The organism is Vibrio sp. 10N.237.312.B06, assembly GCF_041464685.1.
GTDB lineage: Bacteria > Pseudomonadota > Gammaproteobacteria > Enterobacterales > Vibrionaceae > Vibrio > Vibrio tasmaniensis_A.
In genome coordinates this window covers 38,431-62,682 of record NZ_JBFSPI010000023.1, presented here as the reverse complement: position 1 = coordinate 62,682, position 24,252 = coordinate 38,431, and the positions used below count along the sequence as shown (strand labels likewise).

Annotated in this window: 21 protein-coding genes, 4 tRNA genes, 1 pseudogene and 1 other annotated feature; of the genes and pseudogenes, 13 read left to right on the top strand and 13 right to left on the bottom strand. The window is 44.8% G+C overall.

From position 1 onward, the window contains the following. Window positions 1-48: 48 nt before the first annotated feature. Both AB6C75_RS08710 and AB6C75_RS08705 read left to right on the top strand, forming a co-directional pair. Window positions 49-342, top strand: a pseudogene (locus tag AB6C75_RS08710) (NfeD family protein); the annotation flags it as partial. An 82-nt stretch (window positions 343-424) separates the two neighbouring features. After that, window positions 425-1,222 (top strand): slipin family protein, encoded by a 798-nt coding sequence (locus AB6C75_RS08705; RefSeq protein WP_012604343.1) that lies wholly within the window; start codon window positions 425-427, stop codon window positions 1,220-1,222. Between the two features lie 116 nt (window positions 1,223-1,338). On the opposite strand, the gene trpA is transcribed toward AB6C75_RS08705, so the two are convergent. From trpA to AB6C75_RS08670, 7 genes are all read right to left on the bottom strand, one after another. After that, on the bottom strand, window positions 1,339-2,145 hold the full coding sequence (gene trpA / locus AB6C75_RS08700) for a tryptophan synthase subunit alpha (protein WP_017080965.1): 807 nt from the start codon (window positions 2,143-2,145) through the stop codon (window positions 1,339-1,341). Continuing rightward, window positions 2,145-3,335: a tryptophan synthase subunit beta gene (gene trpB / locus AB6C75_RS08695; RefSeq protein ID WP_009848758.1), complete on the bottom strand. Its 1,191-nt coding sequence runs from the start codon at window positions 3,333-3,335 to the stop codon at window positions 2,145-2,147. Before trpB ends, trpA begins: the two co-directional genes overlap by 1 nt. A gap of 130 nt (window positions 3,336-3,465) precedes the next feature. After that, the gene (gene trpCF, locus AB6C75_RS08690) at window positions 3,466-4,917 is read right to left on the bottom strand and encodes a bifunctional indole-3-glycerol-phosphate synthase TrpC/phosphoribosylanthranilate isomerase TrpF (protein WP_372107575.1); all 1,452 of its coding nucleotides are present in this window, start codon (window positions 4,915-4,917) and stop codon (window positions 3,466-3,468) included. A gap of 20 nt (window positions 4,918-4,937) precedes the next feature. Continuing rightward, window positions 4,938-5,933 (bottom strand): anthranilate phosphoribosyltransferase, encoded by a 996-nt coding sequence (gene trpD, locus AB6C75_RS08685; RefSeq protein ID WP_102332468.1) that lies wholly within the window; start codon window positions 5,931-5,933, stop codon window positions 4,938-4,940. Window positions 5,934-5,942: 9 nt separating this feature from the next. Next, a complete protein-coding gene (locus tag AB6C75_RS08680) occupies window positions 5,943-6,587 on the bottom strand; it encodes an aminodeoxychorismate/anthranilate synthase component II (protein ID WP_102507490.1) in 645 nt (214 codons plus the stop codon). A gap of 2 nt (window positions 6,588-6,589) precedes the next feature. Further along, entirely contained in the window at window positions 6,590-8,179 is a 1,590-nt protein-coding gene (locus tag AB6C75_RS08675) for an anthranilate synthase component 1 (RefSeq protein ID WP_372047566.1), read from the bottom strand. Window positions 8,180-8,304: 125 nt separating this feature from the next. Next, window positions 8,305-8,419 (bottom strand) — a sequence feature (Trp leader region). After that, on the bottom strand, window positions 8,366-8,491 hold the full coding sequence (locus tag AB6C75_RS08670) for a trp operon leader peptide (RefSeq protein WP_009848753.1): 126 nt from the start codon (window positions 8,489-8,491) through the stop codon (window positions 8,366-8,368). Its footprint overlaps the feature before it by 54 nt. Before the next feature lie 120 nt (window positions 8,492-8,611). Here AB6C75_RS08670 and rnm point away from each other — a divergent pair, with 120 nt between their 5' ends. The 3 genes from rnm (at window position 8,612) to rluB (ending at window position 11,337) form a co-directional block, all read left to right on the top strand. After that, window positions 8,612-9,466, top strand: a complete 855-nt coding sequence (gene rnm, locus AB6C75_RS08665; RefSeq protein ID WP_009848752.1) for an RNase RNM — start codon at window positions 8,612-8,614, stop codon at window positions 9,464-9,466. A gap of 62 nt (window positions 9,467-9,528) precedes the next feature. Then, window positions 9,529-10,149, top strand: a complete 621-nt coding sequence (locus tag AB6C75_RS08660; protein ID WP_371727286.1) for an L-threonylcarbamoyladenylate synthase — start codon at window positions 9,529-9,531, stop codon at window positions 10,147-10,149. Window positions 10,150-10,308: 159 nt separating this feature from the next. After that, entirely contained in the window at window positions 10,309-11,337 is a 1,029-nt protein-coding gene (rluB, locus tag AB6C75_RS08655) for a 23S rRNA pseudouridine(2605) synthase RluB (protein ID WP_017104066.1), read from the top strand. Window positions 11,338-11,518: 181 nt separating this feature from the next. Here rluB and AB6C75_RS08650 read toward each other — a convergent pair whose 3' ends face one another. The 3 genes from AB6C75_RS08650 to yeiP all read right to left on the bottom strand — a co-directional run bounded on the left by AB6C75_RS08650 (window position 11,519) and on the right by yeiP (window position 13,009). Further along, window positions 11,519-12,010: an RNA methyltransferase gene (locus tag AB6C75_RS08650; protein WP_004729783.1), complete on the bottom strand. Its 492-nt coding sequence runs from the start codon at window positions 12,008-12,010 to the stop codon at window positions 11,519-11,521. An 89-nt stretch (window positions 12,011-12,099) separates the two neighbouring features. Continuing rightward, window positions 12,100-12,429 carry an HI1450 family dsDNA-mimic protein gene (locus tag AB6C75_RS08645; protein ID WP_372047565.1) on the bottom strand — a complete coding sequence of 110 codons (330 nt, stop codon included), beginning with the start codon at window positions 12,427-12,429 and terminating at the stop codon, window positions 12,100-12,102. A gap of 10 nt (window positions 12,430-12,439) precedes the next feature. Next, complete coding sequence (gene yeiP, locus AB6C75_RS08640) at window positions 12,440-13,009, bottom strand: elongation factor P-like protein YeiP (protein WP_372047564.1); 570 nt, start codon at window positions 13,007-13,009, stop codon at window positions 12,440-12,442. A 137-nt stretch (window positions 13,010-13,146) separates the two neighbouring features. On the opposite strand from yeiP, the gene AB6C75_RS08635 reads away from it, so the two are divergent. Continuing rightward, window positions 13,147-13,914: a nucleotidyltransferase domain-containing protein gene (locus AB6C75_RS08635; RefSeq protein WP_372047563.1), complete on the top strand. Its 768-nt coding sequence runs from the start codon at window positions 13,147-13,149 to the stop codon at window positions 13,912-13,914. 133 nt (window positions 13,915-14,047) lie between these two features. Here AB6C75_RS08635 and AB6C75_RS08630 read toward each other — a convergent pair whose 3' ends face one another. Further along, on the bottom strand, window positions 14,048-16,411 hold the full coding sequence (locus tag AB6C75_RS08630) for a DNA polymerase II (protein ID WP_372107574.1): 2,364 nt from the start codon (window positions 16,409-16,411) through the stop codon (window positions 14,048-14,050). 426 nt (window positions 16,412-16,837) lie between these two features. On the opposite strand from AB6C75_RS08630, the gene uvrY reads away from it, so the two are divergent. From uvrY to AB6C75_RS08595, 7 genes are all read left to right on the top strand, one after another. After that, window positions 16,838-17,482: a UvrY/SirA/GacA family response regulator transcription factor gene (gene uvrY, locus AB6C75_RS08625; protein WP_004729778.1), complete on the top strand. Its 645-nt coding sequence runs from the start codon at window positions 16,838-16,840 to the stop codon at window positions 17,480-17,482. A gap of 15 nt (window positions 17,483-17,497) precedes the next feature. Next, window positions 17,498-19,330, top strand: coding sequence for an excinuclease ABC subunit UvrC (uvrC, locus tag AB6C75_RS08620; RefSeq protein ID WP_141678316.1), 1,833 nt, complete (start codon window positions 17,498-17,500; stop codon window positions 19,328-19,330). 46 nt (window positions 19,331-19,376) lie between these two features. Beyond that, entirely contained in the window at window positions 19,377-19,934 is a 558-nt protein-coding gene (pgsA, locus tag AB6C75_RS08615) for a CDP-diacylglycerol--glycerol-3-phosphate 3-phosphatidyltransferase (protein ID WP_012604331.1), read from the top strand. Between the two features lie 266 nt (window positions 19,935-20,200). After that, window positions 20,201-20,274, top strand: a tRNA-Cys gene (locus AB6C75_RS08610). A gap of 27 nt (window positions 20,275-20,301) precedes the next feature. Continuing rightward, window positions 20,302-20,377 (top strand) — tRNA-Gly (locus tag AB6C75_RS08605). An 80-nt stretch (window positions 20,378-20,457) separates the two neighbouring features. Beyond that, window positions 20,458-20,544: transfer RNA gene (locus tag AB6C75_RS08600), tRNA-Leu, on the top strand. Window positions 20,545-20,609: 65 nt separating this feature from the next. Beyond that, window positions 20,610-20,683, top strand: a tRNA-Cys gene (locus tag AB6C75_RS08595). 79 nt (window positions 20,684-20,762) lie between these two features. On the opposite strand, the gene AB6C75_RS08590 is transcribed toward AB6C75_RS08595, so the two are convergent. Together AB6C75_RS08590 and AB6C75_RS08585 are read right to left on the bottom strand one after the other, a co-directional pair. Next, window positions 20,763-21,950, bottom strand: a complete 1,188-nt coding sequence (locus tag AB6C75_RS08590) for a hypothetical protein (RefSeq protein ID WP_372107573.1) — start codon at window positions 21,948-21,950, stop codon at window positions 20,763-20,765. Between the two features lie 206 nt (window positions 21,951-22,156). Continuing rightward, the gene (locus tag AB6C75_RS08585; RefSeq protein ID WP_372107572.1) at window positions 22,157-24,160 is read right to left on the bottom strand and encodes a hypothetical protein; all 2,004 of its coding nucleotides are present in this window, start codon (window positions 24,158-24,160) and stop codon (window positions 22,157-22,159) included. Between the last annotated feature and the right edge of the window lie 92 nt (window positions 24,161-24,252).

Here is a 24,252-nt window from a genome sequence, read left to right as displayed (position 1 = left end):
CCCTTAGAGGGCGTCACCCAATAAGCCTCCGGCTCCGCCGGAGGTCATTTAACTATCGGGATCAGTTTGTTCTCTGTTGCCTTTATCGTCGTAACAATATCAATGCTAGTCCGAGTGAGAAACAAACCAGTGACTACGGGGATGGAAGCGGTAGTAGGCGACACGGGCAAAGTTGTAAGCGGTTTCCCCGGTGTGGGGCGTGTGCTAGTCGAAGGTGAGATCTGGCAAGCCAAATGTGCGAGTGAATTGCAAGTGGGGCAGATCATCAGAGTGACCAAGCTGACGGGGCTATCTTTGGATGTTGAAGCGCTGCCCGATGATACATCATCGAAATCTAGCTAGCGCGGACTGTTAGCGTGGAATGCTAGAACAAACGTTATTGAATTATTAATTGCTTAACCATCGTTACCATTAGGGGGCGGTTATGTTTATACACACTATAGGTATTGTCATTGTGCTCGTTATCTTGTTGATAGCCAGCATGTTCAGAGTACTGCGCGAATATGAACGTGCAGTGGTGTTTTTCCTTGGGCGCTTTTACGGAGTGAAAGGACCGGGGTTAATTATCATCATTCCTTTCATCCAACAAATTGTGCGAGTGGATCTACGAACTATCGTGTTGGACGTGCCGACGCAAGATTTGATCACACGCGATAACGTGTCAGTGAAGGTGAATGCAGTGGTGTATTTCCGAGTGCTGGATCCGAAGATGGCGATCAACAACGTTGAGAATTACCTTGAAGCGACCAGCCAACTTTCACAAACAACGCTGCGTTCGGTGCTTGGGCAACATGAGTTGGACGAGCTATTGTCTGAGCGAGAAGAGCTCAATAGAGACTTACAAGCGATACTGGATCAACACACCGATAACTGGGGGATCAAGATTGCCAATGTCGAGATCAAGCATGTTGATCTGGATGACAGTATGGTGCGAGCCCTTGCTAAACAAGCGGAAGCCGAGCGTTCTCGTCGAGCTAAGGTAATACATGCAACAGGTGAGCTTGAAGCATCTTCAAAGTTACGTGAAGCGGCCGAAGTGCTGAATCAAGCGCCCAATGCCATTCAATTGCGATATATGCAAACGTTAACCGAGGTGGCCAACGAAAGAACCTCCACCATCATCTTTCCAATGCCCATCGATCTAGTGGAGAAGATAACCGACCCGATCAAAGCGACGCTCAATGAGGCTGCGATTAAGAAAGCGATGAAAGCTGATGAGTAGTTAGCGTGAATGACGAGTTATAAAAAAGGCTCCACAGTTGTGGAGCCTTTTAGTATTTGAATCGCTGGTTTTATTTAACGACCATTGATTACGAACGTCTATTTAATGACCGTCGATTATTTCTGCGTTGCCGCTTTCATTGGCGTAACAAACTCCGCAAGTGCTTTAAGCATTGCTTCTGGTTGTTCAACGTTGTTTTCAATGATTTTCACAACCGCTGAGCCAGAGATAGCACCTGCAGCGCCCGCTACAATCGCTTCTTTCACTTGTTCAGGAGCAGAGATACCGAAACCAAGCAGTGCTGGTGGCGCATCAAACTTGTTCAAACGATCAAGTAGGGCAGTTACAGGCATGTTTGCTTTTGTTTCTGCACCCGTTACGCCTGAGCGAGAAAGTAGGTATGTGTAACCGCCACCTAGCTCAGAAACTGATTGAAGTGTTTCATCGCTTGCTGTTGGCGGAGCAATAAAGATTGGGTGAACTCCAAACTTCTTCGCAGCAGCAACAAATTCGCCGCTTTCATTGGTTGGTACATCAGCAATCAATACTGAATCGATACCTGCTTTTGCGCAGCGTTCGTAGAAGTTCTCAATACCACGTGCGTAAACCAAGTTCGCGTACATCAGTAGGCCGATTGGCAGCTCTGGGTATTTAGCGCGAATTTGACCAATAAGATCAAAACACACATCTGGCGTTACTTTAGAATCTAAAGCACGAATGTTTGCGCCTTGGATTGTTGGGCCATCTGCAAGCGGATCAGAGAATGGAATACCAAGCTCAAGTGCATCTGCACCCGCTTCAACCAAGGTTTCCATGATCTTAAGTGATTGCTCAGGGTTAGGATCGCCAACCGTTACGAATGGTACAAATGCGCCCTGATTCTTTTCAGCTAAGCGAGTGAAGAGTGATTGATAGCGATCCATTATAATGCTCCTTTCTCTTTAAGAATGTCGTGTACAGAGAAAATGTCTTTGTCACCGCGACCAGATAAGTTAACGACTAATAGCTGTTCTTTCTCTGGGTCGTCGTGAGCCATTTTAACAGCATGAGCCAAAGCATGAGATGACTCTAGCGCTGCAATTATACCTTCTTTACGTGCAATCAATTGGAACGCTTCTAGCGCTTCGTCATCGGTCACGTTGTCGTATTCAGCACGGCCAATCGCATTTAGGTGCGCGTGTTGAGGACCAACTGATGGGAAATCTAGACCCGCAGATACAGAGTAAGACTCTTCTACTTGGCCGTTCTCATCTTGCATCAGTGGGGCTTTCATACCGAAGAAAATACCGGTTTTACCGTGTTTAAGCGGCGCGCCGTGTTGGTCAGTATCAATACCTTTACCAGCAGGCTCTACACCGATTAGGCGAACAGACTCTTCTTCAATGAAATCAGCGAACATGCCGATAGCGTTTGAACCACCGCCAACACAAGCGATAACGGCATCAGGAAGGCGACCTTCACGAGCTAGAATTTGGTTTTTCGTTTCTTCACCAATCATGCGTTGGAAATCACGAACAATCGTTGGGAATGGGTGAGGACCCGCTGCAGTACCCAATAGGTAGTGCGCGTCTTCATAAGTTGCAGACCAGTCACGTAGCGCTTCGTTACATGCATCTTTTAGCGTTGAAGAGCCAGAATGAACAGGGATAACCTCTGCGCCCATCAACTTCATGCGGAATACGTTCGGGCTTTGACGCTCAACGTCTTTTGCTCCCATGTAAACGCGACACTTAAGGCCTAATAGAGCACACGCTAGAGCCGTGGCAACACCGTGTTGGCCAGCTCCTGTTTCAGCGATGATTTCTTGCTTACCCATACGTTTTGCTAGCAGCGCTTGGCCAAGTACTTGGTTTGTTTTGTGAGCACCGCCGTGAAGTAGATCTTCACGCTTTAGGTACAGTTTGGTTTTTGTACCTTTAGTCAGGTTACGCGTTAGCGTTAGTGCCGTTGGACGGCCTGCGTACTCTTGCAGAAGCGTCATGAATTCACTGCGGAACTCAGGATCGGCTTGTGCATCGATAAATGCTTGTTCTAGTTGGTCTAGTGCTGGCACTAGGATCTGCGGTACGTATTGACCACCGTATTCACCGAAGTAGGCATCGAGTTTAGCCATTGTGTTATTCCTTCAATTCTATTGATGTGTCTTCACACCAAGTCATTTAATCTTGCTTGAGCTTCGCAAAAGGCAAAGCCCACAAATATGTTTTTAGTTTCTGCTTTCTAATTTCTAGCGCGAGCTTGTGCTAGTAATTACGAATCGCTGCAAAAGCGCGTTGCAGTTTGTCTGCGTCTTTTTTGCCCGGAGCAGATTCAACGCCAGAGTTTAGGTCTAATCCTAAGCAGCCCAACTTAGCTGCTTGGTTAGCATTTTCTGGGCTTAGGCCACCTGCCAACATGATTGCGCTTTGGTTGTTGATTAGGCTCCAATCGAACGCTTGGCCTGTACCGCCAGTTTGAGAACCCACTTTAGTATCTAGCAGGTGACGAGTCACGTTGCTTTTCAGTAATTCAGGTAGCGTAATTTGAGCGCCGTTTTCAGCAATGCAAGCCACACCGTAAGCTTTCCAAATCTCAACGTGTTCAGGTAGTGATTGTTTTAGTTCATCGACAAATGCTTGAGATTCGTCACCGTGCAGTTGCACCGCAAATAAACCTAGCTCAGAAACCGTTTTCGCAACGTCTGCTACGCTGTGGTTTTGGAACACACCCACGTAGTTCAAAGGTGCGCCGCTCATGGTTAAACGAGCTGCTTCGATATCCACATGACGCTTAGATGCTTCAACGAAAATCAGACCACCGAATACCGCACCGGCTTGATAAGCCTTTGCTGCATCGTCAGAGTGAGTTAAACCACACACCTTGTTTTCACCGAGCGTCACTTTACGCACTGCGAGTTCAAGGTTCTTCTCTGCCATTAAAGAGCTGCCGATTAGGAAGCCGTCTGCAAACGTTGAAAGGTCACGCACTTGTTGATGTGTGTAGATGCCAGACTCTGAAATCACGACTGCGTTTGTAGCCAGTTCGCGAATCAGCGGAGCCAACTCTTTGGTACGGTTCAAATCAGTCGAAAGGTCACGCAGGTTACGGTTATTAATGCCGATCACTTTTGCTTTTAAAGCGACTGCGCGGTGAAGCTCTTCTTCGTTGCTGACTTCGGTAAGTACACCCATGTTGAGTGAGTGAGCGACTTCCGCCAGTGCTTGGTACTCTTCGTCATCTAATACCGATAGCATCAACAAGATAGCATCAGCAGAGTAGTGACGAGCTAGGTAAACTTGGTAAGTATCAACCATGAAGTCTTTACACAGAATCGGTTGCTTAGCAATGCTGCGAACCTTTGGTAAAAACTCAAAGTCACCTTGGAAGTATTTCTCGTCGGTCAGAACTGAAATTGCATTTGCGTGGTTGTTGTACACCGATGCAATGTAGTCCAAATCAAACTCGTCACGGATCAACCCTTTTGACGGAGATGCCTTCTTACATTCAGTGATGAAAACCGTTTGTTCGCCGCTCAGTGCATCATAAAAGCTACGGTCTGTTGCGGTTAACGCTGCTTTAAACTCGTCCAATGGTTGAGTTTGCTTACGCGCTTCAACCCATTGGTATTTGTCACGAACGATTTTTGCTAATACTTCCGCCATTTCAGCTTCTTTGACTGAAACGTGGGTCGACAGTTTATCGGTAGTCTGTGTCATGTTCTTTGTCTCGTCGTTCGTTAGGCGTGTGCAGCAAGCTTTTGTACAAGCTCGTACGCTTTACCAGAGTTCATCGCGTCAATCGCTTGCTGTGCGTTGGCTTTTAGATCTTCGTGACCAAATAGACGCATCAATAGAGCAACGTTCACGGCTACTGCGCCAACTTGGGCATCAGTGCCTTTACCCGTTAGGATATCTGTTGTGATGGCTTTGTTTTCTTCTGGCTCGCCACCCTTGATTGCTTCAAGAGGGTGAGTGTTCAAACCAAAGTCAGCCGGTGTCACTGTGTACTCGTGAATTTTGCCATCTTTAATTTCAGCAACGATGGTTTCGCCATGAATCGCCACTTCATCAAGGCCACTACCATGCACAACGGCAGCACGCTTCATACCCATTTGCAGCATGGTTTCCGCGATAGGGCGGACGAGCTCTTTGCTGTAAACACCCATTAACTCGATATTAGGGCGAGCAGGGTTAATCAGTGGACCAAGGATGTTGAAGATAGTGCGCGTTTTCATCGTCTGACGAACAGGCATCGCGTGACGTACACCGACGTGATATTGCGGAGCAAATAGGAATGCTACGCCAAGCTCGTCGACTGCAGTACGAGTGTCTTCTGCTGTCATCGCTAGGTTAATACCGAACGAATCCAGTAAGTCAGAAGAGCCTGATTTGCTCGATACACTGCGGTTACCGTGTTTCGCGACTTTTAAGCCACACGCTGCTGCTACAAATGCAGAAGTTGTAGAAATGTTGATGGTGTTGTGACCATCGCCACCTGTACCTACGATGTCAGCGAAATCGTAATCAGGGCGTGGGAACGGGTTTGCATTGGCAAGCAGTGCTTTTGCCGCGCCAGCGATTTCGTCTGGCGTCTCGCCTTTGATCTTAAGTGCAGTCAGTGCAGAAGCCATCAGGATTGGGTCTAGTTCGCCCTTGATGATGACATCAAATAATTGTTGGCTTTCTTCTTGAGTAAGAGACTGCTGTTCGTAAAGTTTATTAATCTGTTCCATGATCGTTTCCTAGTTAGTCTTTTGGTCAAGAGTCGCTGTCTTCTCAAGGGGAGAGCTTTTCTCTAAATGAATAGGTTTCTCAAGAGCCCATTCGATAGCGTTCGCCAGAAGCGTTGCACCGTAGGTCGTCATAATTGATTCAGGGTGGAATTGGAATCCACAAACCTTGTCTTGTTCTTGAACCACAGACATTACCAAATCATCGACTTCAGCTGTCACTGTTAAGCTATCAGATACATGCGTTGCTACTAAAGAGTGGTAGCGAGCGATAGCCAGCGGCGAAGGTAAGCCTTGGTAAGTCGCATGATTTTGGTGTTCCATCATCGACACCTTACCATGAATGATTTCGCCAGCGCCTGCAACGGTGCCACCGTAGGCTTCAACAATCGCTTGGTGGCCTAAGCAAATACCAATCATTGGCACTTTGCCTTTTAGTAGCTGAATCAGCTCAGGCATACAGCCCGCATCAGCCGGAGCGCCAGGGCCTGGCGAAAGCAGTGCAACAGGGTTGTCTAGTTCGTTGATCGCCGCTTCAACAACCTTTGCAGGAATGTTGTTACGGTAAATTTTCACGCTGTGACCTAATGAACGGAACTGGTCTACAAGGTTGTAAGTGAATGAGTCGAAGTTATCGATGAATACAATATCAGCCATGATTACGACTCCTTCTTATTTGAGATGTTCTTAGTATGTGCAGCTTGAATCGCAGAGATGACCGCTTGAGCTTTGCCGCGAGTTTCATCTGCTTCTGCTTGTGGGTCTGAGTCGAATACCACACCTGCGCCCGCTTGTACTTGTGCCACGCCATCTTCAACGTAAGCAGAGCGAATCACGATACAAGTATCTAACGTGCCTTCACCAGTTAGGTAACCAACTGCACCGCCGTAGCTACCACGACGTGTTTTTTCTACGTCACGAATAAGCTGCATTGCACGGATTTTTGGTGCGCCTGTTAGCGTACCCATGTTCATACAAGCTTGGTAAGCGTGCAGGGCATCTAAGTCTTCACGTAGTTGACCAACAACACGAGAAACCAAGTGCATCACATGACTGTAGCGATCAACTTTCAGCAAGTCTGCTACGTGGCGAGTGCCAGCTTCTGCAATACGTGCCACATCGTTACGTGCTAGGTCGACCAGCATCATGTGTTCAGCGTTTTCTTTCTTGTCGGTACGCAGTTCAAGTTCGATACGGCTATCTAGGTCGAAATCAATTTGCCCATTCGGGCGCTTACCACGACGACGAGTACCAGCAATTGGGTAAATCTCGATTTGGTTGGTTTCAGTTTCGTACTTCAGCGCGCTTTCTGGAGAAGCACCAAACAGAGTAAACAGCTCATCTTGCATGTAGAACATGTAAGGGCTTGGGTTACTTTGCTTGAGTTCTTTGTAAGCCGCCAGTGGAGCAGGGCAAGGTAGCGTAAAGCGACGTGAAGGTACCACTTGGAATACATCGCCTTTAACGACGTATTCTTTTAAATCACGAACCGTTTGGCAGAAGTCTTCATCTGAAACACTCGGTACAGCGTCAACGTTGTCGAGTGGCGTAACTTCTGTGATGGCTTTCAATGACTGACACTGTGTTTGAATGTCGGCTAGGCGCTCTGTTAATTGCGCTTTGATGCTTTCATCTTGAGCAAACAAGCTCGCGTGAAGTAGGCCTTCGTTTTCTTGGTGGTCGAAACGTAATAGAGTCTCGGCAACGTAGAAAACAAAGTCAGGGCAGTTGTTGGTCGCTTCAGCATCGCCTAGCGGTTCAAAGTTCGCCACGATGTCGTAAGCGAATAGGCCAGCCATGAATAACGCATGTTTGTTATCCGCGTCTTGCTCAAAGCTATGCTGAACCAAACGCAGTGCATCGAATGAAGACGCTTCTCTTAACCGTGAGTCTTCGTCTAATTCGTTACTTGGCTCAACAAAAGTCAGTGTCAATACGTTATCCTCAAGGTCAGATTTGATCTCTGTTTTAACGTTTTGAGCTAGGTGTTCGATTAGCGCTTGACCATTTTGAGTCAACGCCTGAAAGGTTACTTCATGTCCGCGACATACGATGCGAACAGCAGAGTCGATAAGGAGTAGGCTTGTCAGGTTCTGTTTAGATTCAATCTCAGCCGATTCCAACAGCAAACTGTCTGTTTTGTTTTCACACAGAGTATGAAAAACGCTGGTTGGATCTTGCGAGTAAGGAACGGAAGAATTGATGACCTCAATGGTTCCCAGCTTTTTGATTTCAATGGCCTTGTTCACAAGACCTCCTTTATGATTCTTTAAATTTCCTGCCGTACATAGTCGCATAAAGATACCTTTCACCCAATCTAGAATATGGTCAATTCGTTGATTTGTTAGTCAGTTGAATGTGAGATGTTCGACAAATTAAAAAGCCCGCTATGAAAGCGGGCTTAGTGATAACTTTTTTATAAACAAACTGTTTAATTAGAAGTACACGTTGGCCCACCAAGAACTTGTCCAAGTGCGCCACCAATTAAGCTCTGAACTTGCTTCTACTGAAGAAAGTTCTAAAACTTTATCTTTATGGTTTTGGTTAAATTCTTGTAACATAGTGAACCTATCAAATGTGATATTTCGTATTTGCGTACTAGTTAACTAGTTTTGCGCTTGCAGGTCAAGTGCGTTGACACAAATATAACGATAAAAATTGAAAACAATGAAAAAGAATATATGAGAATTGATCTACATAGTCATACAACAGCCTCAGATGGCCGGCTTACTCCACCTGAACTGATTGACCGAGCGCTAGGCTTTAACATCGAAGCGTTAGCGATTACAGATCATGATACGACTGATGGGCTTGCAGAAGCACGCAGCTATATTGCTGATAACAATCTTCCTATTCAGTTGATTAACGGCATCGAGATCTCAACTGTTTGGCAAAACAAAGATATCCATATTGTTGGGTTAAACGTCGATCCTGAATCACCAGAATTGAAAGCGTTAATTGAACAACAGAAGCAACACCGTGTCGGACGTGCAGAGATGATTGCTCAACGTCTTGAGAAAGCGACTCGTGAAGGTGTGTTAGAAGAGGTTAAGTTGATTGCAGGTGATGCACCAATTACTCGAGCTCACTTTGCGAAATGGTTAGTCGACAATGGCTACGCGAAAACCATGCAGCAGGTGTTTAAAAAGTTTCTTACGCGCAATAACCCAGGCTATGTGCCGCCAACATGGTGCTCAATGAGTGATGCTGTCACGGCTATTCATGCTGCTGGTGGTCAAGCGGTATTAGCTCACCCTGCGCGATATGGCCTTACTGCCAAGTGGGTTAAACGCCTTCTCGCTGCATTTGTTGAAGCAAATGGTGACGCTATGGAAGTGGCTCAACCTCAGCAAGCACAACAAGAAAGACGCACACTTGCGGATTATGCTATACAATACAAACTATTAGCCTCCCAAGGCAGCGACTTCCATTACCCATCCCCATGGATGGAACTTGGACGTAATCTCTGGCTACCTTCTGGGGTCGAAGAAGTATGGAAAGATTGGGAGTTTCAAACGGTTTCACCATCTGAATAGTCTTTAGGTGAACCAGCTCCTTCTGATGATAGAGTCGAGAGATTCGATAACGAGGATCAACAATGAGCCAGTTTTTTTATGTACACCCAGATAACCCACAAGCGCGCTTAATTACTCAAGCGGTTGCGATTATTCGCAATGGCGGCGTTGTGGTTTATCCAACAGATTCAGGTTATGCACTGGGTTGTCAGCTTGAAAATAAACAAGCACTCGAACGCATCTGTAAAATTCGTCGAATCGATGATAAGCACAATTTCACTTTGTTATGCCGTGACCTTTCTGAGTTGTCACTGTATGCACGAGTAGATAACGTGGCTTTCCGTTTACTTAAGGCGCACACGCCAGGTGCTTACACGTTTATTTTCAAAGCAACAAAAGAAGTGCCAAAGCGTTTGATGAACGCTAAGCGTAGAACGATCGGTATTCGTGTACCGGACAACAAAATTGCCCTAGATCTTCTAGAAGCAATGGGCGAGCCATTGATGTCGACGTCTCTGATTCTTCCGGGTAACGAGACCACTGAATCGGATCCTGAAGAAATTCGTGACAGCCTAGAGCATGCGGTTGATGTCATTTTGAATGGCGGCTACTTAGGTGAACAACCAACCACGGTTATTGACTTCAGTGACGATGACGCCGTTGTTTTACGTCGTGGTGCCGGTGATCCAGCACCGTTTGAATAATAGCGTTACTGATTAACAGTCTGTAACGAAACAGCAAACCTGCCAGAGTAAATAACAAGTGCTTTTTGGCAGGTTATTTGCGATAATACGCGACCGCGATTTGGTCGCGAAAAATTCATTCGACGTCTGTGAAGACGACAATTAGGTAGAAAAGAGTAAATGAGCGAAAAATTACAGAAGGTTTTAGCGCGAGCTGGTCACGGTTCTCGTCGTGAACTAGAAGGTTTAATCAAATCTGGTCGTGTAAGTGTTAACGGTCAAGTTGCGAAATTGGGTGAGCGTCTTGAAGACGAGAACTCAGTGATCCGTATCGATGGCCACACTATTACAGGCAAAGCCTCTGAAGAAGTGGTTTGTCGTGTACTTGCTTACTACAAACCTGAAGGTGAGCTTTGTACTCGTCACGATCCTGAAGGTCGCCGTACTGTTTTCGATCGTCTACCTAAGATCCGTGGTTCTCGTTGGATTTCAGTTGGTCGTCTTGATGCAAACACATCTGGCCTACTGTTGTTCACAACCGATGGTGAACTAGCTAACCGTCTAATGCACCCAAGCCGTCAGGTTGAGCGTGAGTACCTAGTACGTGTATTTGGTGAAGTAACCGAGCAAAAAGTTAAGAACGTGACTCGTGGCGTTCAACTTGAAGATGGTATGGCTCGTTTCGAAGATGTGGTTTACGCTGGCGGTGAAGGTATGAACCATACTTTCTACGTAGCAATTAACGAAGGTCGTAACCGTGAGGTTCGTCGTCTTTGGGAATCACAAGAAACAACAGTAAGCCGTCTGAAACGTGTACGTTACGGTGATATCTACCTTGATAAGAAACTGCCTCGTGGCGGTTGGAAAGAGCTAGATCTTCAAGAAGTAAACTACTTGCGTGAGCTTGTTGAACTTCAGCCAGAAAAAGAGACTCTGTTGGATCTTGATCCTGCAAACACTTCTCGTAAGCGTGAGCGTTCTCGTAGCCAGAAAATTCGTCGTGCTGTTAAGCGTCACGAAGAGCGCGCAAATGCTCCTAAAGGCCGTAGTAACCAGACTAAGCGTAAGAAGCCTGCAACTCGCGGTACAACAACACCTGATTCAGGTCGTAGTGCTCCAGCGACCAATGGCAAACCTCAGTCTACCAAAAAGCCTAAACTGAACAACGGACGCCCGGCTAAACCGGCTAAGCCAAGATCACGTAAGTAATTACACCAGTAGTTGCTACAGTTCTTAAGCTTAAAGCTTAATCCAACGTTTCGAATACAAAAAAACCTGCTAACTTAGCAGGTTTTTTTTATGTCTTGAATATAGCGCAGTTCAAATCATGTGGAAGTGCTTGATCAGGTAGAAGTGCTTAGCCAGCTCGGCTGACTCGCTACGATTGATATTAGGTCACTTTCAAATGATTCGAGAAGTTGTCACCCTTCGCCATGCGGTCATACAAAATAACATTAACCGCAGCAGCAAGGTTCATGCAGCCATTAGTCGGAACGTAGATGGTTTCACGACAAAAATCCGTGATCTCTTTTTTCAGAGTCCCATCTTCAGGGCCGAAGATATAAAAAGCACGAGGTGGGTGCTTATAATCAGGCAGAGGCTTAGCGCCTTCTATCAAATCAACCGCGATGGGCACGCAGCCAACAGGAATAATATCTTTAAGATCTTCAACACCAATCAAAGGCAACTCAAGATGCTTTTCTTTGGTGTCGGTATGAAACTGTCGAGCGTGGTCATAACGGGTGCCAGTATAAAATACAGAGTTTGCTCCGTAGCAACCAGCTGCTCGCATTACTGAGCCAACATTTTCAGGGGTTTTGGGATTTACTAATCCAACACAGGCATAGCCTTTGGATAGGGTATCTGTCTTTGCTTTGGTCATAATTTTGTAGAGTTGCAGTTTGGTAAAGTGATGAGGCTATGAAGTCGTAAGAAAACCAGCTCAGTACTCTGAGCTGGTTTAAGAAGAGCCTAGTCGCGTTTCCACAAGATGTGACAGAACTTGTGTTCAGGGTCACGGCTGATCAGCAGACGAGCGAATACGTCATCTAAGACATCATCAACTTCATTTACAAGACCAATGCGTACTTCAGCGTAGATCTCTTTGTCGACTTCAAAGCCAACATGTTCAACCCAATCGTCACCAGTTTCAACGAGCTCTGCAGCGCCACGATCTTCAAACTGAGCAGTGAATAGGATCACGTCTGCTGGTTCAAGGTTATCAGGAGCCATCTCTAGAAAGATGTCGTATGCAGTGTCAATTGCGTCGTCGTAAGACATTAGGTCGTTAGCTTCGGTCATAATAAATATCTTAGCTTGCGCGGTTCATGTATTTACGTTCAGCAGTGTTTACAACTACTTTATCGCCAGTCGCGATGTACTCAGGTACTTGGATAGTAAGACCTGTAGAAAGACGAGCGGGCTTAGTACGAGCAGACGCTGATGCACCTTTGATGGAAGGGTCAGTCTCTTCGATAACTAGTTCAACAGATGTTGGTAGCTCAAGAGTTGCTGCGTTGCCGTCGATAAGGATAGCGTACATGCCTTGAGTGTCTTCGTTGATGAACAGCAGTTCGTCTTCGATAGTTTCTCCGTTGAAGATGAACTGTGAGTAATCTTCGTTATCCATGAAGATGTACTCGTTGCCGTCAACGTAAGAGAACATTACTGCTCGCTTAGTTACGTCGATAGTTTCAACGATTTCGTCAGCCTTGTGGCGAACTTCTGTTTTAACGCCAGTTGCTACATCGTGACCACGGAAGCGGTAAATCTTTTGACCGCCACGGCCACCTGGTGTTGTCACTTCGATATCTTTTACTAGTACTGTTTTGCCATCAACATTGATCGCAAAACCTTTTTTAATCTCACTTGCTCTAGGCATTTTGTGTTTGTCCTTATTGGGTCTATCCGTTGATTATATCTCGTAGACGCTATAAATAGGAATAGCTTGAATCATAAAGTCACCTAAGCGATCATAGAGAGACAGTTAAATCATTATTTTATTTACCGAAACGACCTATGCAGCTACCTGTTATTGACCCAACACAGCCATTTCAACCTGAATTTCAACCTGTGGTTAACGATCTGATTACCTTTCTAAAAGGTGGGTTAGGTTCTAATCTGCACAGTGTCTATGTTTATGGCAGTGTGGCACGCAAGCAAGCCGTTGTCGGTCGCTCGAATCTAGATGTGGTTGTGGTTACTCATCGTTCTTTCCCAGACCAACGAACCACGCTGCTGAATACCATTAAATGGCGCTTCCAAAAGAGCTTCCCTCAGGTCACACAAGTGGCGATCAAAACTACCTTGGTGAGCGAGATAGTTGATTTCGACAACATCTTTACGTGGGGCTTTATGCTCAAGCATTTAGCTGTGTGCGTGCATGGTGAAGACTTATCTGATTGTTATGGTGATTTTGAAACAAGTTGGGAAATCGCTAAGCACTGGAATATGGATGCGGAAAACTGGTTAGCGGTGTATCGCAATAAGATCGCCCGAGCAACAACACCAGAGCAGCAAGTCGCCGCGCAGGTGATTATTGCCAAGAAGCTTCTGCGAGCCTGTTATTCTTTGGTTATGTACCGAGACAAGAACTGGTTCGATGCGCCTATGGAGTGCGGTCAACAGTTCTTGAGATATCATCCAGAGAAAGAAGTCGAGATTCAAAGATTGGGTATTTTGCTGTCTGGGCGTGCGATTCCTAAACGTTCAGTAATAGGGATTCTTGATGGCTTTGGTGAATGGCTGGTTAAGCAGTATCAGAAAACTGAGTTTCGAATCGGATAGGGCTTCGTAAGCTATCCGTTGATATGAAAAAGCAGAGCGAGTTAAGAACTCCTCTGCTTTTTTCGTTTTGATGTCCGGTTCGAGTTTTAATAGATATCTCGAGTCTAATGTCGCCTCGAAAAGAGAATTAAATCTAGAACAGGCCTAGTTGCTGCCCGCTAACTCTTTCAAAATCTAAACCAATGAAGGGCAAAATCGCTTCTGCGACCGGTTTAATCTGCTTGTCGATGTAATGTTGATAATCGATGCCACTCTTTAAGTACTCCTTGGGCTCAGGACCACTCAGCGTAATCAAATATTCAATACGTCCTTTGTTTTGGTATTGAAGTGGGCGACCGAGCTGAGCATTGATCTCATCGGCTAATCTTGCTGCGCGAACCTGTGGCGGAATGTTCTTCTGGTATTCATGCAATTTACGGCGCAAGCGCTTTTGATAAACCAGTAGGTCATCGTGTTTGCCTGCGGATGTTTCATCGACAAACTGTCTAACATAATCACTTGGATCTTGGTCGTGAAAGACCATCTCATACAAGGTTTGTTGGAACTGTTGTGCGAGAGGCGTCCAATCGGTTCGTGCACTTTCAAGGCCTTTAAAAATGATCTTCTCTTGGTCACCTTGATTGATTAAGCCTGCATAACGTTTCTTCGATCCTGTCTCAGAGCCCCGAATTGTCGGCATTAGAAACTTGCGGTAATGGGTCTCGTATTCCAATTCAAGTATCGAGGTGAGGTTGTAGACCTCTTTCAGGTGATTCGTCCACCAGTCGTTGATGTAAGCCACAAGAGAGTGACCAATCTCGTCTGCTTGTTCTTGCTCAAAACTGCCATTAAGAGACACGAAAGTTGAATCGGTATCTCCGTAAATTACTTGATACCCTTTATCTTCGATCAGAACCTTGGTTTGCTTCATGATCTCATGACCACGCATGGTGATCGATGACGCCAATCGAGTATCAAAGAAACGACAACCAGAAGAACCCAGCACGCCATAGAAAGAGTTCATGATGATCTTAATCGCCTGAGAAAAAGCTTTCTCGTTGTTTTTCTTTGCGACATCACGCGCTGCCCAGAGATTTTCGATCATCTCTGGTAGAAAGTGCTTAGAGCGGTGGAATTGACCGCCACGAAATCCAGCCACTGCTTGGTCTTCTTCAGAGCCTAACTCTAACTTTAGCCCTTCAATTAACCCCATCGGGTCAATTAAGAAAGAACGAATGATCGATGGGTAAAGGCTCTTAAAATCGAGTACCAACACAGAGTCATAAAGGTTGGGAATCGAATCCATCACATAACCACCGGGGCTAGCGATCCAGTTCTCAGGCTCTAAGTTCGGCGCGACGTAACCTGCTCGGTGTATCTGAGGCATGTATAAGTTAGTAAACGCAGCGACAGAGCCGCCAACGCGATCAAGTTCAACACCGGTTAATCGAGAGCGCTCAATCGCGAAGTCGAGTAGGTGAGTGTGTTCGAAGATGCGATTTACTAGCACGCAGTCTTGAAGGTTGTACTTGGCGAGCGAAGGCTTATCGAACTTAAACATCCGGTTTATCTCATCCATGCGGTCGTGAACGTTATGGATGTCTTTGCCTTCGCCGAGTAGCTCTTGAGATACCGATTCAAGAGACCAAGAGCGGAAGTGGTAGGTCGCTGTCTTGAGCATATCGATACCATCCAAGACAACGCGGCCTGGAATCGTGATAAAACCTTGCTGATTTTGAGCGGAACTGCGGAAAAAGCTCGGTTGATTGTCTCTACCGATACTGAGTTTCACTTCGTTCCATTCCGAACGCTTGTGCAGCAGTCTAAAGTCGAAATCAATGACATTCCAACCGATGATGATGTCCGGGTCAAACTCGGAGAACCACGCAATCATAGCTTCAAGCAGCGCTTTCTCGTTGGTAACCCATTGGATATTGGTATCTGCTTCTTGTGGATCGCCAATCATTATCACTCGGCTATCCATTGGACTGTCTAGGCCGATGGAATAAAGCACACCTTTTTCCGAACACTCAATATCAAGCGAAACCACAGACAAGTTTGGCAAGTAATCGCCAGCTCGACATTTTGTGTTCGATACTCTGCGATGCTGTCTTTTTGGAGTGATGGTGCCTGTGAATTCGATACTGCCCTTGATAAAGCGTTCCATCAAGAAACGATCGGCCAGTCGAATATCACTTTCAAAGGTTTGGATCTCTTCACCGTTAAAGGCTTGAGCTAAACTAAAGCTGCTTCTCGATAAGGAAGTGTAACAAGCGGCTAAAGGGGTTTGGTCAAATGTGGCTAGTTCTAGGGACTTGAATTGGCAATCAATCGACTCTTTCGCTGCGATTGCCCGACATTCTTCAACATCAGATTGAGCAACAAAAAAGACAGGCTTTTCGTTTTGAATAGTCAGTAGCGTAGGGCCTTTAGGGGTGCTTAACCACAAGTCGATTTGTGTGCGTCCTGAAAAGTCTCTTGCTTGTCTTGTGAGTACAAAGCCTTGCTGAATATCCAATGTAGTAACCTATTGAAATTGGGAATCGAATACTACCACCTAGCGACCCTCAGCGCATAACAGGCAGCAAAAATACTAACTAAATTCTAGTTAACAGAGGCAAATAACAGGACTCTATAAGCAAATAAGTGAAATTGTCGCGAATGGCTATTCAATGGTATTGAAAATATCTTTATCTTGTGTAATTTTATTGGGTGTTGTTTTAACTGGTTGATTTTTAGAAAAAGCTTGTTGTTTTAGTTGGCTTATTTGTTAATAAGTACTTGCTAAAGTTCGTGTTTCAGCACATATTCAACAGAGCTTTTTTTTAGTAATTAAGTTAAGATGTACTCAATGCTGCGATTCACTGTTCCTTTGTTCAATTGTTTCAAACAGATGAAATGACACAGTGGTTGCAGAGCCAATTAATAGTGTGGAGATACAAGTTTGATAAATGTTTTCCTTGTAGATGATCACGAGCTGGTTCGCACAGGGATACGACGTATTATTGAAGACGTCCGTGGAATGAACGTAGCAGGGGAAGCTGAAAGCGGTGAAGATGCTGCAAAATGGTGTCGTACTAACAATACTGACGTTATTTTGATGGATATGAATATGCCTGGTATTGGTGGCTTAGAAGCAACCAAGAAAATCTTGCGTTTCAACCCTGATGTTAAAATCATCGTTTTAACTGTTCATACGGAAAATCCGTTTCCAACTAAAGTGATGCAAGCTGGAGCTGCTGGTTACCTTACTAAAGGGGCAGGTCCGGATGAAATGGTAAATGCAATTCGAGTGGTTAATAGTGGCCAACGATACATTTCGCCAGAAATTGCGCAGCAGATGGCTTTGAGCCAATTCTCGCCTGCGTCTGAAAATCCATTCGCAGACTTATCTGAACGTGAACTTCAAATCATGATGATGATTACCAAAGGTCAGAAAGTGACGGATATTTCAGAACAACTCAATCTAAGTCCTAAAACAGTCAACAGTTACCGCTACCGCTTGTTCAGTAAGCTGGATATCAGTGGCGATGTAGAGCTGACGCATTTAGCGATTAGACATGGAATGTTAGACACTGAGACCCTTTAACACTGAGATCGTATAGTGACCAACTTGTTTGACTCAGTCTCATTCCTCAAGACAGTAACAGAGCAGCCCGGCGTTTATCGAATGTATAACGCCGAGGCTGTTGTTATTTACGTCGGTAAAGCTAAGAACCTCAAAAAACGCCTTTCCAGTTATTTCCGTAAAAAAGTCGACAGTGAAAAAACACGCGCTTTAGTCAGCAATATTGACAAGATCGATGTCACTGTAACGCACACGGAAACAGAAGCGCTCATCCTTGAGCATAACTACATCAAGCAGTACTTGCCTAAATACAACGTACTTTTGCGTGATGATAAGTCGTACCCTTATATTTTTATTAGCGGTCACAAGCATCCTCGTTTGTCGATGCATCGTGGTGCTAAAAAGAAAAAGGGCGAATACTTTGGTCCTTACCCTGATTCCGGCGCTGTGCGTGAGACGTTGCACCTACTACAAAAAATCTTTCCTGCTCGCCAGTGTGAAGATACGGTTTATGCCAACAGAACGCGCCCGTGTTTGATGTATCAGATTGGCCGTTGTGCTGCGCCATGTGTCAGCTCAATCATCTCTGATGAAGAGTACAGTGAACTTATCGACTACGTTCGTCTGTTCTTGCAAGGGAAGGACAAGTTAGTCCTTGAGACGCTCATCGAAAAGATGGACACAGCAAGCCGAGAGCTTCGCTTTGAGCAAGCTGCCGCGTTCCGTGACCAAATCCAAGCGATTCGACGCGTGCAAGAACAACAATATGTATCCGACGATTCAATGGAAGATATGGACGTGTTGGGCTTTGCTCAAGAGAATGGCGTAGCGTGTATTCATATCTTGATGATTCGCCAAGGCAAGGTTTTAGGCAGTAGAAGCCATTTCCCGAAAATTCCCAACAATACGGTGCGAGAAGAGGTTTTTTCGAGCTTTTTAAGCCAATATTATCTTGCGCATAATGAAGCGAGAACCATCCCAACTCGTTTGATTCTCAATGCCGATTTGATGGAAGATATCACACCGATTCAAGAAGCCTTGTGTGAAGTGGCGGGTCGTAAGATTCACTTCAATACCAACCCTTCAGGTACTCGAGGTCGTTACCTTAAACTGTCGAATACCAATGCATTGACGGCTATTACCACCAAGATTAATCACAAGATGACCATCAACCAGCGCTTTAAAGAGCTTCAAGAAGTGTTGTCGATGGATGCGATTAAACGAATGGAATGTTTCGATATCAGTCATACCATGGGTGAAAGCACAATTGCGTCTTGTGTGGTGTTCAATCAAGAAGGGCCGGTTAAACCCGAATACCGTCGTTACAACATCACCGGGATTACTGGTGGTGATGACTATGCGGCCATGGCTCAGGCTCTTGAGAGGCGTTACTCGAAGCAACTTGATGTCGATAAAATTCCAGACATCATCTTCATTGATGGTGGTAAGGGGCAACTGAATCGCGCTCACGAGATTGTTTCTCAATATTGGGGTGATTGGCCATTTCGACCAAGAATGATGGGTATCGCGAAAGGTGTGACCCGTAAGCCGGGTTTAGAAACCTTAGTTACTCTTGAAGGTGAGGAATTTAACTTACCAAGCGATGCACCAGCGTTGCACCTTATCCAGCACATTCGTGATGAAAGCCATAATCACGCGATAGCAGGGCACAGAGCGAAACGAGGTAAAACTCGCCGAACCAGTGCTTTGGAAGGAATCGAAGGGGTAGGACCGAAACGTCGTCAATCTTTGTTGAAATATATGGGTGGCTTACAAGAACTTAAGCGTGCAACTGTCGAAGAAATAGCCAAAGTGCCGGGCATTAGTCATTCTTTGGCAGAAAACATTTATCAAGCATTGAAACAATAGTAAAAATCCCGCACCATTAAAGCGCAATTGATAAGAGCCTAATAATATGCGTTTGAATATACCTAACATTTTGTCCTTACTGAGACTATTTTTAATCCCAGTATTCGTTGTTGTTTTTTACCTACCTTATGAATGGGCTCCTTTTGCTGCTGCAATGGTGTTTTGGGTAGCGGGTTTTACTGACTGGCTAGATGGCATGCTGGCTCGTAAACTAGGACAAACGTCTCGCTTTGGTGCCTTTATTGACCCCGTGGCGGATAAGGTGCTCGTTGCTACTGCTCTTATCTTAGTTACCGAGCATTATCACTCGATCTGGGTGACTATTCCTGCTGTGACCATGATTGGTCGTGAAATTATCATCTCGGCGCTTCGTGAATGGATGGCTGAAATCGGCAAACGTGCAAGCGTTGCGGTATCTTGGGTTGGTAAAGTGAAAACCGTTTCTCAGATGTTTGCTCTTTGGGTACTTATCTGGCGATACGACGACTGGATGGTTTGGGTGGGTTACATTGCACTCTATGTTGCAACCGTTCTTACTTACTGGTCAATGGCGCAATACTTGATGGCCGCCAAAGATGATTTGTTAGACGAAAAACACCATTGATGAAGAAGCGAGCTGAGGCTCGCTTTTTTGATCTTTAACCTAAGGTTAAATTATCAATAGTGGATATCTAATGTGATATAGATCTCCTTTGAATAGCCTGTCCACAAAGTGCTTTGCACACAAAGTCAGCTATTTAGCCTGTTTCGTATAAAATCTATTCAAACGAATTAAAAATACAAAAATAATATTGACTCAAACGCTCGAATCCGTAGAATGCATCCCGTACCCAAGAGGATGGCAATAAGCGATTCGATTGGAGTTATTAAGGCGCCTTGGCAGAGTGGCTATGCAGCGGATTGCAAATCCGTGGACCTCGGTTCGACTCCGGGAGGCGCCTCCATTATCTCTTTCGTAGAGTAATGAAAATGCGATACTAGCTCAGTTGGTAGAGCGCAACCTTGCCAAGGTTGAGGTCATCGGTTCGAACCCGATGTATCGCTCCAAAATTTGTAATGTTGATTCATTTTGACATTAAGATGGTGTTTTACTTTTCAGTAATCGGCATCGCAATAAAGAATTGCGTGCCCTGGTGGTGGAATTGGTAGACACAAGGGATTTAAAATCCCTCGACGTTCGCGTTGTGCCGGTTCAAGTCCGGCCCGGGGCACCATCTATTTGATTGTTACCTTGTTGGGTAGTAATCAACAGAGTCGTTCTCTTAAAACACGACTTGAAGGCGCCTTGGCAGAGTGGCTATGCAGCGGATTGCAAATCCGTGGACCTCGGTTCGACTCCGGGAGGCGCCTCCATCACTTAGAAAGCCCGATCAGAAATGGTCGGGCTTTTTTACGTCTTTAGGAAAGTGATTTGGCTTTTGAGTGTTGCTAGTTAAAAGGTCCAAAGCTGATCAGTGAACTGTACTTTTTCGATACTGGATAACACGTTCAAGCCGTCACGCGAAACAACGGTATCATTTAGCTGAAATTTACCATTCCCCAGATCATGAATTTGGTATTCACTTTTAGGGCCATGAGCGATCACTGTATTTACCCCCGCGTTTCCGGTTACGCGGTTGTCATGCTCGTTGATCTCAATATTCGCATCATTGTTACCTGATAGCGTTAGTTTAGTCAGATATTGAGAGTGATGAGTATAGGACGTCGCTGGGTCATACTTCATTTTAAATGTTCCGGTGAATGTATCGGCAAGGTATGCATCGTAAGTCAAGGTTGGAGAGAAAATCTGTTCTACTATCGCTTGTGCATCGGGGTCTTCTTTTGAGAAATCGTCGCGGGTTTTAACTTGGTATAACCCCCACATACCTTTGCCGTTGTATGCTCCCCAAAGCCCGTAGTAGCTATCAATTACAGCGGCAAAGTACTCTTGATCAACACTGACTTCTTCTTGCCACTCTTCTAAAATATCACGGGGTGGTGTGTAAGCATGGTGTAATGCTTGTCTCTGTATCGCATTAAATTCTTTTTGAAATTCAGGTAATGCGGTTACTGCATCTTCAGGCGCGTTAAAAACCCCGATGCCATAGTCATGGACTAAATGCAGTATTTCCTCATAAGAGGCGTCACGATGTTCTTCATAATCTTGTTGGACATACCATTCACCGCCTTCAACCTGAATCTCTTCTTCGAACAAGGGCTGCCCGGGCAAGTCATCGTTGTATCGTGGCTCATCGTAATAATTCATTAGCTTTAGTATTGCGCCATTGTTGGCCATCGCGTTTGCAATCTCGCGTTTTGAGTCAGTGCTCCCATACTTAGTGCCATCAACAGGGGTTAGATAGTGGTTGAGAACATTGACGGCTTTGACTATTTGATAATCGCTCAGGCGATCCATAATCAAAATATGGATAGATTTGCCATTCGGGGCATTGACCGCTACATATCGGTTGTAGCCTGCTTGAGAGTATTCAACGAATTGAGAGGGAACGGCTTCAATCGTGACCCCATGTACAACTGACGGTGCTGCGTTTGCCTGATTGAATAGCGATTTATTGTGATTTGAACCGCATCCAATGAGAAAGATAGCTGTCGCTAAGGTAGCTAAAGATAGAGTTTTCATGACACACCTTATTATTCATACTAAGTATCAATATACGGAACTGCAGTGCGTTGTTTAGTGACAGAAGTTGCTGTTAGACAAACCCATACAATACCTTACAAATCGAGGCTAAATTCGTTGCTACTAACTTTACCGGCTGCGAGTGAAGTAAAAATGAAAGCCTCAAATAAATGGGCTTGATTTTGCTACCAAATTTGAGTTCTTTGTTAGGGGTGATTACTTGTCGTTTCAAGATACGTGAGAGTGGCTTGAAGAGTCGTTGAGGATCGGTGATCTAATTCACTTTCAAGTATTTCATAAACAGTATGTGCTTCAAAGTTTGCCAACTGTGGATAAAGTAACGGCTCTTCCAAAAGCAACCCAATCAGTTTCTTATGGGGACACACACCACTAAGCGCAAGTTGATTGAGCGCTGCGTGCTGAATGCCGATATACGAATGTTTGATTAATTCTAATAATTGTTGCTCGTCATTGATGTGTTTTATTAAGCCGACTCTTAAAGATAAGCAGGGTGATGACATCAGTGACAAACGGTTCTGTTGTATCCAATCATCGCCAAGCCAGACGAGGATGTCGCCGATATTTTCGGATTGCTCATCTAGCAAGAGTTCTAACACGAGTAGATTAAAGCGTGATGTTTGTACATCGGAAAAGCTTATGCTGTGTCTACATAAGGCATGAATCAAGGCGTAAAACGCCGCTTTGGTTAGATAACTTATTTTGTCGTCAGAGCAAAGGCTGCGCAGCCATGTTTTGTTTGAGCAAAACTCTAGAGCGATCGCTTGATTTTCTAGAGCCTCTATCTTTGCAGATCTGTTAGAACGCTTCTTTACTGAAGTAGAAGTAGATGCGACCGTAGAGATAGCTGGTGAGTGAGCTTGTTTTAATGCATCAAGTGTTGATGTAATAAGTGCTGGTTGAGCATTAGCGTCAATGATTTCCGCGCTAATCATTTCATTTATAGGGGCAATGTTCGTTGCTGTTCTACTTTTTACTGAAGAAGCCGCAACTATGATACCTGATGTCCCTAAAGTGAGTTCTTTTAAATAGCTTTGGTGGCTAGTTTTTGGGTTTTTCGAAAGGTGTTCAATTAACAGTCGCTTGATAGAGTTACTGCAAGCTTCCTGCTGAAGTTGTTGACGAATAAAGGCGACGCTAAGTTGTTCGAAAGTTTCAGTTAATAAGCTGTTTAGGCTGTCGAGTTGTTCTGACTCTTCCAACTTTGAAAACACTTGATAGAAAATGGGTATAAAGTGGTTAAGTTGCAGCTGTTTGTGCTGACTCTCCAAACTGCAAATCAGCAGAATAACCGACGTGGCTACATTCGGTTTATTTTGAAGTTGGTCAATGACATGCAGTTTATCTTTGTTACTCAGTAGCCCTGTGAGTGAGTTGAGCGGCATACCAGATAGGAGCAATTCAAAATTAAGGTGCTTTATATCTACTAGGTAATTCCATTTCGCTAATTGATGTACGGAACTTTTTCTTATTGATGGATCTGAATGAGACAGGCCGTTTAAAAACACCTGCAGATATTCACGACAATCCATTTCAGATAGACGCTGAAATGCCACTTTTTGGCAGCTAATATCAGGGTGTTGTGTGGCTTTGTATAATACGACTTTGTCTTGAGTGTTTCTCAAAAAAATCCGAGTATCAGCGGTGCTTTTGAGTACGTTGTTTTCATTTAGCAGAGTCGGGAAGTGGCGAGAAAGTAAAGCAATGAGTTTGCCTTTTAGATCTGGCTCGGGGTCATTCTGAAGTCGGTGTAGTAAACGCAGAGACTGTTCGTGATCTAGTTGGTGTTTGTGATTGTCTAAAATCCGCGCAGCTATCAAGCTGATGTCATCTCCGTCATTCCAACCTCCATCCCAGTAGTCATTTTCGTCGCATACTGCTTCTAATAATACAGGAACAGCGAGTAGAGAGTGTTGGTTGTTCTCAATAGCCATTAACGATGACAATTTAATTTCGCTGTCGTCCCAGTATTGATAGCAGTTGAGGATGGGCTCAATAGGCGCTCCATTATCTAAAGCGAGGCATTCAAGACTCGTGAGAACAAGGTCAGGATTCTGGGACTCTAACCTTTCTATAATCAGATATTTAGTGTTTTGAAAACGGCTTAATATTTGTGCTGCCAATACCTGTTCGGATAGGTTTCCAGTCAAGTAGATGTGTTTAACTTTGTGAAGTAATTTATCTAGAGACATATATTCAAGCACCACTGAATTAACAAGTTTGAATAATAACTCTTATCATTTCTAATTGTATGATCCTAATCATATCTTTAATGTTTCATGTG